This is a genomic window from Streptomyces sp. NPDC031049, assembly GCF_055571015.1.
This window is the reverse complement of sequence record NZ_JBVIGC010000003.1, coordinates 164,183-178,032: the sequence shown is the minus strand read 5'-3', so window position 1 is coordinate 178,032 and position 13,850 is coordinate 164,183. Positions and strand designations below refer to the sequence as shown.

The 13,850-nt window shown below is 72.2% G+C and carries 18 protein-coding genes; 12 read left to right on the top strand and 6 right to left on the bottom strand.

Going from position 1 to position 13,850, the window contains the following annotated elements:
• Positions 1-51 precede the first annotated feature (51 nt).
• Entirely contained in the window at positions 52-705 is a 654-nt protein-coding gene (locus ACZ45Q_RS06455; protein WP_468256464.1) for a TetR family transcriptional regulator, read from the bottom strand.
• Positions 706-878: 173 nt separating this feature from the next.
• Between ACZ45Q_RS06455 and ACZ45Q_RS06450 the strand changes: the two genes are divergently transcribed.
• The 3 genes from ACZ45Q_RS06450 to ACZ45Q_RS06440 are packed head-to-tail and all read left to right on the top strand — an operon-like array spanning position 879 to position 4,092.
• Positions 879-2,297, top strand: coding sequence for a glycosyltransferase family 4 protein (locus ACZ45Q_RS06450; protein ID WP_468255786.1), 1,419 nt, complete (start codon positions 879-881; stop codon positions 2,295-2,297).
• The gene (locus tag ACZ45Q_RS06445) at positions 2,291-3,025 is read left to right on the top strand and encodes a class I SAM-dependent methyltransferase (protein WP_468255783.1); all 735 of its coding nucleotides are present in this window, start codon (positions 2,291-2,293) and stop codon (positions 3,023-3,025) included. Before ACZ45Q_RS06450 ends, ACZ45Q_RS06445 begins: the two co-directional genes overlap by 7 nt.
• Entirely contained in the window at positions 3,022-4,092 is a 1,071-nt protein-coding gene (locus ACZ45Q_RS06440) for a prenyltransferase/squalene oxidase repeat-containing protein (protein ID WP_468255780.1), read from the top strand. Before ACZ45Q_RS06445 ends, ACZ45Q_RS06440 begins: the two co-directional genes overlap by 4 nt.
• Before the next feature lie 16 nt (positions 4,093-4,108).
• Here ACZ45Q_RS06440 and ACZ45Q_RS06435 read toward each other — a convergent pair whose 3' ends face one another.
• From ACZ45Q_RS06435 to ACZ45Q_RS06415, 5 genes are all read right to left on the bottom strand, one after another.
• Positions 4,109-4,402: a hypothetical protein gene (locus ACZ45Q_RS06435; RefSeq protein WP_468255777.1), complete on the bottom strand. Its 294-nt coding sequence runs from the start codon at positions 4,400-4,402 to the stop codon at positions 4,109-4,111.
• Positions 4,392-5,030: a hypothetical protein gene (locus ACZ45Q_RS06430; RefSeq protein ID WP_468255775.1), complete on the bottom strand. Its 639-nt coding sequence runs from the start codon at positions 5,028-5,030 to the stop codon at positions 4,392-4,394. The genes ACZ45Q_RS06435 and ACZ45Q_RS06430 overlap by 11 nt, the downstream gene beginning before the upstream one ends.
• Positions 5,031-5,127: 97 nt before the next feature.
• The gene (locus ACZ45Q_RS06425; RefSeq protein ID WP_468255773.1) at positions 5,128-5,961 is read right to left on the bottom strand and encodes a hypothetical protein; all 834 of its coding nucleotides are present in this window, start codon (positions 5,959-5,961) and stop codon (positions 5,128-5,130) included.
• Positions 5,962-6,122: 161 nt separating this feature from the next.
• Entirely contained in the window at positions 6,123-7,142 is a 1,020-nt protein-coding gene (locus ACZ45Q_RS06420; protein ID WP_468255770.1) for an N-acetylmuramoyl-L-alanine amidase, read from the bottom strand.
• 192 nt (positions 7,143-7,334) lie between these two features.
• Complete coding sequence (locus tag ACZ45Q_RS06415) at positions 7,335-8,075, bottom strand: GntR family transcriptional regulator (protein ID WP_468255768.1); 741 nt, start codon at positions 8,073-8,075, stop codon at positions 7,335-7,337.
• A 175-nt stretch (positions 8,076-8,250) separates the two neighbouring features.
• Between ACZ45Q_RS06415 and ACZ45Q_RS06410 the strand changes: the two genes are divergently transcribed.
• The 9 genes from ACZ45Q_RS06410 (at position 8,251) to traB (ending at position 13,842) form a co-directional block, all read left to right on the top strand.
• Complete coding sequence (locus tag ACZ45Q_RS06410; RefSeq protein WP_468255766.1) at positions 8,251-8,784, top strand: DUF6907 domain-containing protein; 534 nt, start codon at positions 8,251-8,253, stop codon at positions 8,782-8,784.
• Entirely contained in the window at positions 8,784-8,933 is a 150-nt protein-coding gene (locus tag ACZ45Q_RS06405; protein ID WP_468255764.1) for a hypothetical protein, read from the top strand. Before ACZ45Q_RS06410 ends, ACZ45Q_RS06405 begins: the two co-directional genes overlap by 1 nt.
• A 5-nt stretch (positions 8,934-8,938) precedes the next feature.
• Complete coding sequence (locus tag ACZ45Q_RS06400) at positions 8,939-9,253, top strand: hypothetical protein (RefSeq protein ID WP_468255762.1); 315 nt, start codon at positions 8,939-8,941, stop codon at positions 9,251-9,253.
• Positions 9,250-9,621 (top strand): DUF6907 domain-containing protein, encoded by a 372-nt coding sequence (locus tag ACZ45Q_RS06395; protein WP_468255759.1) that lies wholly within the window; start codon positions 9,250-9,252, stop codon positions 9,619-9,621. The genes ACZ45Q_RS06400 and ACZ45Q_RS06395 overlap by 4 nt, the downstream gene beginning before the upstream one ends.
• A gap of 190 nt (positions 9,622-9,811) precedes the next feature.
• A complete protein-coding gene (locus ACZ45Q_RS06390) occupies positions 9,812-10,744 on the top strand; it encodes a hypothetical protein (protein WP_468255757.1) in 933 nt (310 codons plus the stop codon).
• Positions 10,741-10,896, top strand: coding sequence for a hypothetical protein (locus ACZ45Q_RS06385; RefSeq protein ID WP_468255754.1), 156 nt, complete (start codon positions 10,741-10,743; stop codon positions 10,894-10,896). The genes ACZ45Q_RS06390 and ACZ45Q_RS06385 overlap by 4 nt, the downstream gene beginning before the upstream one ends.
• The gene (locus ACZ45Q_RS06380; protein WP_468255752.1) at positions 10,893-11,228 is read left to right on the top strand and encodes a hypothetical protein; all 336 of its coding nucleotides are present in this window, start codon (positions 10,893-10,895) and stop codon (positions 11,226-11,228) included. Before ACZ45Q_RS06385 ends, ACZ45Q_RS06380 begins: the two co-directional genes overlap by 4 nt.
• Before the next feature lie 16 nt (positions 11,229-11,244).
• Positions 11,245-11,841: a plasmid transfer protein TraA gene (traA, locus tag ACZ45Q_RS06375; protein ID WP_468255749.1), complete on the top strand. Its 597-nt coding sequence runs from the start codon at positions 11,245-11,247 to the stop codon at positions 11,839-11,841.
• Between the two features lie 15 nt (positions 11,842-11,856).
• On the top strand, positions 11,857-13,842 hold the full coding sequence (gene traB, locus ACZ45Q_RS06370) for a plasmid transfer protein TraB (RefSeq protein WP_468255747.1): 1,986 nt from the start codon (positions 11,857-11,859) through the stop codon (positions 13,840-13,842).
• The last annotated feature ends 8 nt before the right edge of the window (positions 13,843-13,850 follow it).

Below are 13,850 nucleotides of genomic sequence, written 5' to 3'. Positions count from 1 at the left end.
GACGACCCGCTCACTTTACCCGGCGGTGTGCGCGCCGCCGTGGGGCACCGCTCACACCGCCCGCCCGGGCCCGTCCCCGCGCCGGTCGTCCGCCGACGTCAGGTCGATCAGCCGGCACGCCGTCTCGATGTCGACCTGCACCTGCGCGATCGAGGCGCGGCCCGAGAGCCAGGTGATCAGGGCCGAGAGCCAGGTGTGCTCGATGACGCGGACCGCCGAGAGCTGCTCGGGGGTCGGATCGGCGCTGCCCATCGCGTCCAGGATGATGGCCGTGGTCTGCCGCGAGACCTGGTCGACCTCGGGCGAGACGCTGCGGTCGGCGAAGGTCAGCGCCCTGATCATCGCGTCGGCCAGCTGCGGGTCGCGCTGGAGCGCGCGGAAGGCGCGCATCAGGGTCCGCGCCACCCGCTCCGCCGCCCCGTCACCCTCCGGGGGCTTCCTGAGCAGCGTGCCGTGCAGATGCTCCAACTGGTCCTGCATCGTGGCGACCAGCAGATGGATCTTGGACGGGAAGTAGCGGTACAGCGTGCCCAGCGCCACCTGGGAGGACTCCGCGACCTCGCGCATCTGCACCGCGTCGAAGCCGCCCCGGCCGGCCAGCCGGGCGCTCGCCGCCAGGATGCGCCGCCGACGCGCCTCCTGGCGCTCGGTCAGGGGCGGGGTCACGGGGCGGGTGCCCTTGTCCGCCCTGGTCACCTTGGTCACGTTGGCCGCCTTGTTCACCCTGGGTTCCGTGGCGCGAATCACCTGATCCACTGGTCACAGCATCCCTACCGGCCGGTAGATTCGGAGCCTCCGAACGATCAAGTCTGGAACTTGTTCTAGATTAGCGTCCCGGCGTACTCTCGCGGGACGAAGCAGGCAGAAGGGGGCCCAGAGTGACCGCTGAGGCCAGTCAGGCGGGTCCCCGCCCGGACCTCGCCGCTGACGGCTTGCGACCGCTCCGCATCGCACTCCTCACCTACAAGGGCAACCCGTTCTGCGGCGGCCAGGGCGTCTACGTCCGGCACCTCTCCCGCGAACTGGCCCGCCTCGGCCACCGCGTCGAGGTGATCGGCGCCCAGCCCTACCCCGTCCTCGACGTCCTGGACGGCGACCGGGACGGCGGCGCCGGCAGCCCGCGGCTGACCGAGCTGCCCAGCCTGGACCTGTACCGCCAGCCCGACCCGTTCCGCACCCCGGGGCGCGACGAGTACCGCGACTGGATCGACGCCCTGGAAGTCGCCACCATGTGGACCGGCGGCTTCCCTGAGCCGCTGACCTTCTCCCTGCGCGCCCGCCGCCATCTGCGGGCCCGGCGCGGCGACTTCGACGTCGTCCACGACAACCAGACGCTGGGCTACGGACTGCTGGGCGACATCGGCGCCCCCCTGGTCACCACCGTCCACCACCCGATCACCGTCGACCGGCAGCTGGAGCTGGACGCCGCCGGGACCTGGCAGCGCCGGTACTCGGTGCGCCGCTGGTACGCCTTCACCCGCATGCAGAAGCGCGTCGCCCGCCGCCTGCCGTCCGTGCTGACCGTCTCCGGCAGCTCCCGCCAGGAGATCGTCGACCACCTCGGCGTACGGCCGGACCGCGTGCACGTCGTCCACATCGGCGCCGACACCGACCTGTTCTCGCCCGACCCGTCGGTGCCGCAGGTGCCGGGCCGGATCGTGACCACCTCCAGCGCCGACGTGCCGCTCAAGGGCCTGGTCTTCCTCGTCGAGGCGCTGGCCAAGGTGCGCACCGAGCAGCCCGACGCCCACCTCGTCGTCGTCGGCAAGCGGCCCGCCGAGGGCCCGGTCGCCCAGGCGGTCGAGCGGTACGGCCTCGAGGGCGCCGTCCGCTTCGTCAAGGGCATCTCCGACGCCGAACTGGTCGACCTGGTGCGCTCGGCCGAGGTCGCCTGCGTGCCGTCGCTGTACGAGGGCTTCTCGCTGCCGGCCGCCGAGGCGATGGCGACCGGCACGCCGCTGCTGGCCACGACCGGCGGCGCGATCCCCGAGGTCGCCGGGCCCGACGGGGAGACCTGCCTGGCGGTGCCGCCCGGCGACGCCGGTGCGCTGGCCGCCGGGCTGGGCCGGCTGCTCGGCGACCCCGGGCTGCGCGAGCGGCTCGGCCGGGCGGGGCGCGAGCGGGTGCTGGCCCGGTTCACCTGGGCCAGGGCCGCCGAGGGCACCGTCGCCCGGTACCGCGAGGCCATCGACTCCGCCGGCGGCGCCGCGTCCCGCCCCGCCGCCCAGGAGGGCCCTTCTCCGGCCGCCGAAGCCGTTGACGTTGTACCCGACCGCGAAAGCAGGGCCACGTGCTGACCGTCGACTTCTCCCGGTTCCCGCTCGCCCCGGGCGACCGCGTCCTGGACCTCGGCTGCGGTGCGGGCCGGCACGCCTTCGAGTGCTACCGGCGCGGCGCCCGGGTCGTGGCCCTCGACCGGAACGCCGAGGAGATCCGCGAGGTCGCCAAGTGGTTCGCGGCGATGAAGGAGGCGGGCGAGGCCCCGGCCGGCGCCACCGCCACCGCCATGGAGGGCGACGCCCTCGCCCTGCCCTTCCCCGACGAGTCCTTCGACGTCGTCATCATCTCCGAGGTGATGGAGCACATCCCCGACGACAAGGGCGTCCTCGCCGAGATGGTGCGCGTCCTCAAGCCGGGCGGGCGCATCGCGGTCACCGTGCCGCGCTACGGCCCCGAGAAGGTCTGCTGGGCGCTGTCCGACGCCTACCACGAGGTGGAGGGCGGCCACATCCGCATCTACCGGGCGGACGAACTCCTCGCCCGGATGCGGGAGGCGGGCCTGAAGCCGTACGGCACCCATCACGCGCACGCCCTGCACTCGCCGTACTGGTGGCTGAAGTGCGCCTTCGGCGTCGACAACGACAAGGCGCTGCCCGTGCGCGCGTACCACAAGCTGCTGGTCTGGGACATCATGAAGAAGCCGCTGGCGACGAGGGTCGCCGAGCAGGCCCTGAACCCGCTGATCGGCAAGAGCTTCGTCGCCTACGCGACCAAGCCCCACCTCCCGCCGGTGGACGCCGCGTGACCACTCCCCGGACCGAACACCTGGTCCTGCCCGGGGTGCTCACCGCCGCCGAGGCCGCCGCGACCGTGCGCGGCATCCTCGGCGTCCAGCGGGAGGACGGCGCCATCCCCTGGTTCCGCGGCCACCACCTCGACCCCTGGGACCACGTCGAGGCGGCGATGGCGCTCGACACGGCCGGCGAACACCGGGCCGCCGAGCGGGCGTACACCTGGCTCGCCCGCCACCAGCAGCCCGACGGCTCCTGGTACGCCGCCTACGCCGACGGGGACCCCGCCGACGTCACCGACCGGGGCCGGGAGACCAACTTCGTCGCCTACGTCGCCGTCGGCGTCTGGCACCACTACCTCGCCACCGGTGACGACGCCTTCCTGGACCGCATGTGGCCGACCGTGTTCGCGGCCGTCGAGTTCGTCCTCGGGCTCCAGCAGCCGGGCGGGCAGATCGGCTGGCGGCGCGACGACGACGGCACGCCGACCACGGACGCGCTGCTGACCGGCAGCTCCTCGATCCACCACGCGCTGCGCTGCGCGCTGGCCGTGGCCGAACAGCGGGAGGAGCCGCAGCCCGACTGGGAACTGGCCCTCGGCGCGCTGCGGCACGCCATCCGGCGCCACCCCGAGCGGTTCCTGGACAAGGGCCGCTACTCGATGGACTGGTACTACCCGGTGCTCGGCGGCGCGCTGACCGGCACCGAGGCCGAGGCACGCATCGAGGAGGACTGGGACCGCTTCGTCGTGCCCGGCCTCGGCGTGCGCTGCGTGGTGCCCAACCCGTGGGTCACCGGCGGCGAGTCCGCCGAACTCGCCCTCGCGCTGTGGGCGATGGGCGAGTCCGACCGGGCCCTGGACGTCCTGAAGTCGATCCAGCACCTGCGGGACCCGGACAGCGGCCTGTACTGGACCGGGTACGTCTTCGACGACGACGCCATATGGCCGCGGGAGCTGACCACCTGGACGGCCGGCTCCCTGCTCCTCGCCGTCGCCGCCCTCGGCGGCCACGAGGCCACGTGCCGGGTCTTCGGCGGCGACGACCTGCCGCGCGGCCTCGACCCGGACTGCTGCGCCTGACCGCGCCGGGCCCGGCTCAGCGCCGGCCGAGACGGTTGGCGACGGCGTGGCCCACGAACAGGTAGACCACCGCGGCCAGCCCGTACCCGGCGACGACCCGGGCCCAGGCCTCGTCGAAGGTGAACAGGTCACGCGACCAGGCGGCCAGCCAGTTGGCCGCGTCGTGGACGAACTGCACCAGGTCGTTGCCCCGGTTGGCGTCCAGCAGATACAAGAGGATCCACAGTCCGAGGATGAAGGCCATGATGTCCGCGATCACCGCTATGGCCGTCCCGGCGGAGTTGGAGCCTGTGCGTGTTCTAGGGGACATGCCTTCCGTCTGGCCCCGCAACCCCGCCTGAAACCCCCTGGGCCCCGGCCAGCCCGAACAGGGACCCCGCCGCCGCGGCGAGGCCGCCCGCGCACCCGGCGGCCGGCTCGGCCGGTACGGCCATCCGCCGCAGGACGCCGGAGACGGCGTCCTCCAGCAGGGCGAACCGGGCGATGAGCAGCCGCGGTCCCGCCGCGCCGCGCCGGTCCCGTTCGGTCACGGCGGTCAGCACCTCCTGCGCCCGCAGCCGCAGACCGGCGAGGGCCTGCCAGGAGTCGGCGCGCTGCCCGGCGGGATGCGGGCCGGCCAGCAACTCGTGCAGCCGGTGGCCGAGTTCCGCGTGCCAGACGCCCAGCGCGCCGGACATCTCCGCGTACAGGCCGTCCAGGCACAGCCGCAGCGCGGCGGCACCGGTCCCGACGTCCACCGGCGCCGGGGCCCCGGCCCCGCTCCCGCGCCGGACGGGCGGCGGTGCGCTCGCGCCCAGGTAGTGGCGCAGCACGACGGGCATGACCTCGGCGGGTGGCGCCTCCTCCGCGGAGGCGGGCGGCGCGACGACGGCCCGCACCGGGGCGAGACAGTGCGCGGCACGCTCCGCGGCCGAGCGGCAGGCGTGGTCGGTGGGCATGCCGAGGAACACGGAGGCGAGGGGCGCTCGGTTCAGTACGGCAACGGCCCCCCGCCCGCGAGGGCGAGGGGCCGCTGAGCACGCAACGTGCCGGACGTCAGCCGCGCTGGATGCCCGAGGTGTCCTGGAGCACACCGCGACGGCCGTCCTGCGTCTGGGCGACCAGACCGGGGCCCCGCTGCTCGACGGCCAGGTACCAGGTGCCCGGCGCCAGTTCCGCGATCGGCGTCGGCGAGCCGTCCTCCGCGAACAGCGGACGCGGCACCGGCACGGCGAACCAGAACGGTGAGAAGTCCCCGGCCGGCTGCGCCTGCGGCTGCTGCGCCTGCTGGGGCTGGCCCGGCTGGCCGCCGTACGGCTGCCCCTGCTGCTGGGGCTGGCCCGGCTGACCGCCGTACGGCTGCTGCTGCGCGCCCGGGTAGCCGTAACCGCCCTGCGGCTGACCGCCGTAGGGCTGCGGCTGGGCCGGCCGGGACGCCGGGATCAGGGAGCCCTTCAGGGCGGGGACGAGCGGGGTGGCGACGGCGGCGCCGGCCATGACGAGCGTGGCGATGAGAGCGAGGATGAGGCCGATGCCGGCGCCGATGTTGTCCAGGCCCCCGTCGTTGTCGAACGCGCCGGCCGGGTCGAAGATGTTGCCGAGCGCGCACCAGGCGGCGAAGACCGTGAAGGCGACGCCGAACTGGCCGAGGTCCACACCCGCGACCTTGCGCGGCTGGGCCTGCCCCCGGGCCACGACGACGAGCGCGGCGCCGATGATGCCCGCCAGCACGACACCGAGCACGACCGGCCCGCTGCCCCACAGGCTGGGGATCTCGGCGTCGTCCGAGGCACCATCGATCGAGTAGATGTCGAGGAACGACGCGATGAACAGCAACACCGCTGCTCCGATCACCACGCCGTCGCCTCTAGTGAGGGAGCGGATATTCACTTCAGGTCCTTCGTAGGTCGTCGTCTCGTCGTCGGTGGAGGCGTCGCTGTCACCATGTCGCCGTCAGGCCCCGGTGTGAAGCGCGGGGGTGGCCCCTCATCGTAGGGACGACACTATCGCCCGTACGATCGGGCTGTCCGCCGGGATCAACGTGTGGACAGCTACCCGCCCAGGAATCCCACAATTCCCTCAGAGATCCCTTGCGCCGCTTTCTGCCGCCATGTCGCACTGGTCAGCAGAGCCGCGTCCTGGCTGTCGCGCATGTTGCCGCACTCGATGAACACCTTGGGAACCGTGGAGAGATTGAGACCGCCCAGGTCCGTGCGCGTGACGAGTCCGGTGCCGCCGCCCACGTAGTTGGCCGGCGCGCTGCCCGTGACGCTCACGAAGCGGCCCGCGATCCGGGTTCCCAGCTCCCGGGAGGGCCCCACGATGGCGCGGGTGTCGGCGGCGCCCTTGTGCACCGGCCCCGGCAGGATCACGTGGAAGCCGCGGTTGCCGGCCCCCGCGCCGTCGGCGTGGAGGGACACCGCCGCGTCCGCGCCGGCCTCGTTGCCGATCCGGGCCCGCTCGTCCACGCACGGCCCGTACGGCCGGTCGGCGTCCTGCGTCAGCTTCACCGTGGCGCCCTGCGCGGTCAGCAGGTCGCGCAGCCGGTGCGCCAGGTCCAGGGTGAACTTCGCCTCGGGCCAGCCCGCGTTGGTCGCGGTGCCCGTCGTGTCGCACTCCTTCCAGTTCGTCCCGATGTTCACCTTGCGGTTGATCTCGGACGGGTGCTGGAAGTTGCCCGGGTTGTGCCCCGGGTCGATGACGACGACCTTCCCCTTGAGCGGACCGGAGGCCGGCGCCGGCTTCGAGGCGGGGTGGGAGGGGGCCGGGGAGTCCGAGGGGGCGGGGGACCCGGACGCCGGGTCCGTGGCGGAGGGCGAGCCTCCGCTCGGCTTCTTGCCGTCGTCCGCGGAGCCGCCCGTACCGGCGGACGGCGCCGGGGACGACGTCCGTGCGGTCGCCGCCCGGTCCGCGCCGGTGCCGTCACCGTCGCCGGGGCCGCCGACGGCCGCGTACACCCCCCACCCGAGCAGCGCTCCGGGCACCAGCGCGGCCAGCGCCACGGTCAGCGGGCGGCGCAGCGGGGAACGGCGCGCCTGGGGTGGTTCGAACTCCGGGCCTGTGTACGACACGTCTGCCACCATACTGGGTGTCCACGGCGTGCACAGGGATTGCCGCAGAAGACGAAATCCCAGGTCAGTGGCGATTCTGGCCGCTTCACGCACACAGGTTGTGAGACAGATGTGAGACGGCGTACTGCAGGCACAGAGGAACGACAGAGGGCCCGCTCACCGATACGAGCGGGCCCTCTGTCGTGATGAGTGCTACGGCTTTTCGCCCTCGACCTGCCACAGCCCCGGCGCGTAGACATCCTCCCAGACCTCCAGGGGACCGTCGTCGTCGTGGAACACGTTCACCAGCACGAGGACGGGCACGGCCGCGTTCTCGGGCACTTGGACGTCGAGCAAGTCCAGCTCGTTGGCGGACGCGAGGCGCGCCGTCCGGCGTTCGGGCGACTTCGTCGTCTGCCGTCCGGTGCGCTCGCTGTAGAACTCCTGCCAGAAGCGGTCGAACGGGCGCGGCTGGAGCAGCTCGGGGACGGCTTCGAGTGCCCGGGGGTGGATGACGGAAAGCGCCGCTACGGCCGGCTTGTCGTCGCGGAGGAACACCCGGCTGCGGATCACGACCTCGTCCCCGATGTCGATGCCGAGCTGCTCCGCGATGTAGGGGTCGTAGCAAGCTCGTAGTTCCGCGGTGTGGTTGATGGAGGTCTCGCCGGGCGCGTAGGCCTTCCCGGTGCGGGCAATGCGCTGGAGCCTCGCCGCGCCAGTGGCGGCCACACGGGGTCGCTCGGCCACCATCGTTCCCGTTCCGGGCTTGGGGACGGTCAGCCCTTCGTCCTTCAGTAGCCGGTAGGCGCGGTTGACGGTCGTGATCGTGACGCCGAACTCGTCCTTGACCTGGCTCATGGGCGGCATCGTGTCGCCGGGGCGCAGCGTGCCGTCCTCGATCAGCTTCCGGTAGTGCGCGGCGATGTCCGCGTAGCCGGGGCTGGCTTTCTCCATGCGGTGCTTCCCTTCGGTCGGTGTAGCGCTCTGCCTCTCTCTCAACATACTCGGTAGAGCGCTTGACGTCGATACGTATAGCGCTCTACGTTGAGAGCACGGAAAAGCCCCAACCGGTGAGCCTGGCAGCGGACCGGAAGGGGCCTGGATCTACCTGCCTAGACAGGAGACCGCTATGGCTCAGTCTGCCATCAGCCAGCACGTCGCCGCTCTGTCCGGCGCCCTGCCCGCCATCCCCCAGCAGCCGTCGGCTGCGACCGTCCACCCCTTCCCCGCGGTGAAGCCGGGGTACCGGCTGGTACCGGCGAAGGTGGGCCGCACGGACGCCAGCTCGGCCATCGTCTACATCGAGTGCCCGACGTGGTGCACCCAGGACCACGTCGACGAGGCGGTGCGGGACGTCGAGGACGTCCTGCACGTGGGCGACTCGGTCGACGTGCACGTGCCGACGTTCGGCTACGGCGCCTACCCGGTGCAGCTGCACGCGTGGATCGAATGCGACCCGATCGCCAAGGACGCCCGTTTCAAGGCCGCGCACATCGCCGTGTCGGACGCCTCGGGCGACGAGGGCTCCCGCATCACCCCGGAGATGGCGGAGAAGCTGGCCGACGACCTGATCGGCTTCGCCTCGGAGCTGCGGCACATGGCCCGCACCGCCCGCCAGGTGAACGCGGCCGGCGTGCGCACCCGTGAGGGCGGTGTCGCCTGATGCCGCGCCGTAACAGCAACGTCGACCGCAGCCGCTACCAGACCGTGGATTCCGTCGACCTCACCCGGGTCGAGGAGACGCCGGCTCTGCCGCCGCTGCCCCGCAAGGCTGCTTCCCGTCGCCGCGCGATGCGCGTCCGCGGGTGGTGACGGCCATGGGTGACGACGTCCGCGACCTGCTCGCCGCCGTGCTGGAGGCCATCGACCTGCCGCACCCGGCAACGTCCAGCGGTGCCGAGGTCCACGACCGGCTGCTGTCGACCCGTGTGGTGCACGCCCGGATCGCCCTGCGGAACCTGCTCGACGACGAACCCGACCTGGGGCCCGGCTGGACGGCGAAGTACCTGCGCGAGCAGCTGGCCAGGCATCCGATCGCCGGTTACGTGACCGTCGACCAGGCGCAGGCCGCGCTCGACGCCGGCAAGTCCTGGTCCGAGGCTGTCGCCCTCCCGGCTGGGGAGGCGCAGTGACCAAGTCCCGCACGGTCGTCCTGGAGACGATCGATCACGGGCCTGTGGAGTTCACCTGCCCGTCGTGGTGTATCGGCCACGGCTGGCAGGTGGGCGCCGGGATCGGCCGTAACGACATCGTGCACAACTCGATTCGGGTGAAGGCCGCCTCGGACACCTACTCGCACGGCTACGCGACGGTTCTGCGCACGTGGATGACGTGGGCGCCGTTCGTCGAGCTGGTGCCGAGGGTGTCGGTCGAGGTCGACATGCAGGGCGACTACGAGGCCGAGGAGATCACCCACCTGGCCGGTGTCCTGCGCACCGCGGCCAAGCGCATGGAGCAGGTCGCCGCCCAGGCGATTCAGCTGCGGGGCGAGATCTCGTGACCGCGAAGTGGCCTGTGCGCCGGCCGACCGAGCATGCCGCCCTGCGCGCGGTGTGCCGGTCGGCCCGGCCGACCCCGTCTGTTCCTGCCCTGATGGCCGCGCTGCTCGACGCTAGCGAGCGCCGGGACCGTGAGGGCGTCTGCCTTGCCGCGCACCGTGTGGTGCGCGCTGCTGCCCCGGAGGTGGGCGAATGAGCAAGCTGAAGAAGGCGGCGCCGTGGCTGCTGCCCGCCGCCCTGACCGCTGTTGCCGTCGTGTGGGCCGTCGCTGCCATCGGTGACACCCTCACCGCTCAGGCGCATCCCGCGTTCGCGTACAGCGTCGCTGTCCTCTACGACGCCGTCTGGCTGTACGCCCTGGCGCAGGAGACCGCGCACCGCCGGCAGGGTTCCAGCGCTCGCCTGCCGAAGGCGATCGGGTGGGTGTTCCTGCCGCTGACCGTCGCCGTCCTGGCCGTGCACGGCCTGCTCGCCGGGGACGTCCTGGCCGCCGTGGTCGGCGCCCTGATCCCCGTGCTGGCGAAGGTGACGCTGGTCATGGCCATCGACCGGGACCGCACCCGGATCAGTGCGCGGGCGCAGGCCGCCATCGACCGGACCCGTGCCGCGACCCGTGACCGTATCGCCGTCTCCCGCGCCGTGGCCGCGGCACGGGCCGACGAGACGAGGGCCGCCGCCGAGATCGTGAAGGCGGCCCGGCAGGCGGAAGCGGAGGCCGTCACGGTCACCCACGACGCGTTCGAGCGGTACGTCGAGATCATCGACCGGCACCCCCTGCCCGAGCCTGCAGAGCTGCCCGGCCTGGTCTCCGACAAGGAGCTGGAGGCCCTGCTGTCGGGGGGCGTGCCGGAGGGTGTTCCTGCACTTGGCACGGGGGGTGACGGTTCGCCCGGCACGGGTGGCGGCACGCCCTCGGCACAGGAGGTGAAGCGCGCCAATGACCACGCGGTCGCGCTGCTCGCCGCGCAGCTGTACGCGACCAGCCCGCCGCCGTCGAAGCGCAAGTTCCGGGAGGCGATGCGGGCCGAGATGAACGCCCGCGGCCTGACCGCCTCGTGGGAGACCATCGACGCCCTGTACGACCGGGAGAAGGCTCTGGCCGAGCCGGGCGGGGGCCAGCCGTGAAGTGGACTCTGCTCGCCCTCACCGCGGTCCTGCTGCTCAGCTTCCCCCAGCTGCTTGCCCTGGCCGGGCAACCGATCGTTCTCGCTCTCGGTGCCGGTGTCGTCGCCGACGTCCGCGCCCGGCGCTCTCGGTCGAGGAGGTGGCGGCAGTGAGCGACGCCCTGAAGAAGGCCGAGGCTGCGGTCGCCAAAGCCGAGAGCAACACCGACGTCCTGGCCGTCGCGATGGCCGCGCTGGAGCTGGCGAAGGCCGCCCAGCAGCAGCCGCAGCACACCTGCCAGCACAACCACCCGCCGCGCAAGGAGTTCGACGCCCGGAAGTGGTGGACCATCGGCGGCCTTGCCGTTGTCGGCGGGTGCGTCGCCTGCGCTCTGGCTTTCGCGTTCGCCATGGCCGCTATCGCCGTCGCCGTCGCCGCGACCTGCGGAACCGGCTGCTTCCTCGTCCTGCGCTCGATGTGGCGCGACTACCTCAACAACCGCTGACCAGAGGAGACCTGACATGGCTTCCAGCAACGGCACACGCCGCACCAGCGCACAGCAGGTCGACGACTTCGCCCGTCGCCAGGCGCACCAGCCGTTCACCCCGCCGCCCCGCAACGCGGCGGACCCGAAGGGCAACAAGTTCGCCAACGCGGGCGCCGCGGCCGGCGGGTTCGTCGGTGCCATGGGCGGTGGCTTCGTCCCGCCCGTCAACATCACCATCAACCGGAGCGCGCCTGCGCAGGGCGGCCGGCAGCAGTCCCGCAGTCTCCTGCCGGCCCCCGAGTTCACATCCCCCGCGCAGGTCCGCAACTACTGCAACACTCTGCGCGCCGCGGGCGTGACCCTGTCCATCGAGGTCGCGATGGCCGCCGAGATCCTTAAGGCCGTGCTGGCCGCCGTGCCCGACCCGGAAGGCCGGCCGTTCGGCTCCCGAATCCGCGCGCAGAAGGTCGCCCGGAAGATGAACAAGGCCGCCGACGAGCTGCGCAACGCCGCGAAGAACGCCGCTGCCTGCTACTCGACCTTCCAGCAGGAGTACGAGGAAGAGATCAACCGGGTACGCCACCGCGCCCGCAAGCCCCAGCAGCCGGTCATCAACTGGGCTCAGCAGTAAGGAGGCGCGGCCAAGATGAAGCGAAACGAAATCCGAAACGAAAACATCGGCGCCCTCACCACCATGGACCGCGGCACGGGCTCGGGTGGCTCCGTCCGGGGGTACCTGCTGAACCGGGCCAAGCCTCATCTGCCGCCGTGGCTCACGGTCGGCGGGGTCGGTCTGACCGGTGGCGCATCGAGCCTGATGTGGGAAGGCTCCGCGGCGGCCGGCGTCGGACTTACCCTCGCCTCCGTCGCCCTGACCGGGGTCACCTGGTGGGCGGGCCGGGCAACCAGCGCCCAGCGGCGCCTCCACTCGGCCGTCACCGTCGCGGCTGGCTCCACCTGGTTCACCGCGGCGGCCCTGGCCGGACCGCTCACCGGACCCCTGCCCGACCTGTACCTGATGGGCGGCGCCACCCTCGCCCTGTCGTGGAACGTCCGTCTGATGCTGCGCACCCCCGAGGCGGCCGGCGAAGACTCCGACAAGGGCCTGCTGGCGAAGGTCGGCCTGGCCAAGGCGCAGATCGGGCAGCCCAAGGTCGAGCCGAACAAGGTCACCGTCCCCTACGCCCTCCCTGCCGGGGAGGGCACCAACCAGGACGTGACCAAGGCCCTGCCCGGTCTCGCTGCGGCCCTCGACGTCCCCGCCAACGCGGTCCGCAACCGGCCCGACCCGGAGTCCGCGGCACGGGGCACCTTCACCATCGTGCCCAAGGACATGCTGCGCGACATCATCTGGTACCCCGGCCCGTCCAACCCCGGCGGCTCCATCGCCGAGCCCATCGTCATCGGCGTCTACGAGGACGGCCGCGAACTGCAGCTCACCATCCCCGAGGCACTCCACCTGCTCATCATGGGAATGACCGGCTCGGGAAAGACCGAGGGCGCCATCGACGTGCTGTGCGAGGTGTTCTCCCGCCGGGACGTCATCGGCTGGCTGTCCGACCCCAAGCGCGGGCAGGACCTCGGCGAAGCCTTCCCGGCATGCGACTGGGTCGTCGACACCCCGGCCGGCGCCGAAATGATGATCGAGGCACTCAAGGTGGCCGTCCCGGCCCGGCAGAAGTGGCTCGGTGACCACAAGTACCGCAGCTGGGAGGCCGCCGCGGCCGAACAGCAGGACGACCCCGCGCACTCCTGCCAGAAGGGCCGCGCCTGCGGCTGCCCCGGCGTGCCCTATCTGGTCGCCTGGTTCGAGGAGGCCGCGAACACCCTGCGAGCGATCGACGACGACGTGTTCACCGGCATCGCCCAGGAAGCCCGATCGGCAGGCGTGTGGCTGGTCATCTCGATGCAGCGCGCCTCCGGCTACCAGATCAGCACCGACACCCGCGCGTCGCTGCCCGCGTCGCTGTGCTTCGGGGTCGAGGAGAAGGACGCCCAGTTCGCCCTACCCTCCGAGGTGCTCGACGCGGGCGCCAACCCGGGGGCATGGGGCAACAAGCGGCCCGGATACAGCTACCTGGTCGCCAAGGGCATCGACGAGGAACTGTGGTCGACACCGGCCCGCACGTTCCGCAACGACCCCGTGTCGCTGGAATGGGTGACCCGCACGTTCGAGCCGATCCGCGCGGGAGTCGACCCCGTCACCGCAGCTGCCGCGGCCAGCGTCGCCGGACGCGCCTACATCGACCGCAACGCCGGCCAGACGACGGCCGAGGAGGACGACGACATGCAGCACGAGCCGGCCGTCGACCCCGAGGACGTCGACATCGACCCCGAGGCCGAGCTGCCCGAGGACCAGCAGGGCGACGACACCCCGATCTTCGGGCAGGACACCGGGCGCAAGCCGAAGGGAGAGGAAGCCCGCCGGCTCTTCGAGGAAGCGCTGCAGGACTTCGAGCGGAACGGGCAGATGGTCGTCGGCCCGAAGGACTTCCACGATTGGTGCGCGACACACAACCTGTCCCGCCCCTGGGTGTCCGGACAGCTCAAGGAGGCGTACAAGCAGGGGCGCGTGAAGGAGACCGGACAGACCGGCCGGTGGCGCATCGTCCCCGTCCTGACACCAGCCTGACAGCTGAC

Coding starts and splice junctions, on each gene's coding strand:
- ACZ45Q_RS06435 (WP_468255777.1), bottom strand. CDS start 4,402: ATGTCCCCTAGAACACGCACAGGCTCCAACTCCGCCGGGACGGCCATA.
- ACZ45Q_RS06430 (WP_468255775.1), bottom strand. CDS start 5,030: ATGCCCACCGACCACGCCTGCCGCTCGGCCGCGGAGCGTGCCGCGCAC.
- ACZ45Q_RS06415 (WP_468255768.1), bottom strand. CDS start 8,075: ATGGAGAAAGCCAGCCCCGGCTACGCGGACATCGCCGCGCACTACCGG.
- ACZ45Q_RS06410 (WP_468255766.1), top strand. CDS start 8,251: ATGGCTCAGTCTGCCATCAGCCAGCACGTCGCCGCTCTGTCCGGCGCC.
- ACZ45Q_RS06405 (WP_468255764.1), top strand. CDS start 8,784: ATGCCGCGCCGTAACAGCAACGTCGACCGCAGCCGCTACCAGACCGTG.
- ACZ45Q_RS06400 (WP_468255762.1), top strand. CDS start 8,939: ATGGGTGACGACGTCCGCGACCTGCTCGCCGCCGTGCTGGAGGCCATC.
- ACZ45Q_RS06390 (WP_468255757.1), top strand. CDS start 9,812: ATGAGCAAGCTGAAGAAGGCGGCGCCGTGGCTGCTGCCCGCCGCCCTG.
- traA (WP_468255749.1), top strand. CDS start 11,245: ATGGCTTCCAGCAACGGCACACGCCGCACCAGCGCACAGCAGGTCGAC.
- traB (WP_468255747.1), top strand. CDS start 11,857: ATGAAGCGAAACGAAATCCGAAACGAAAACATCGGCGCCCTCACCACC.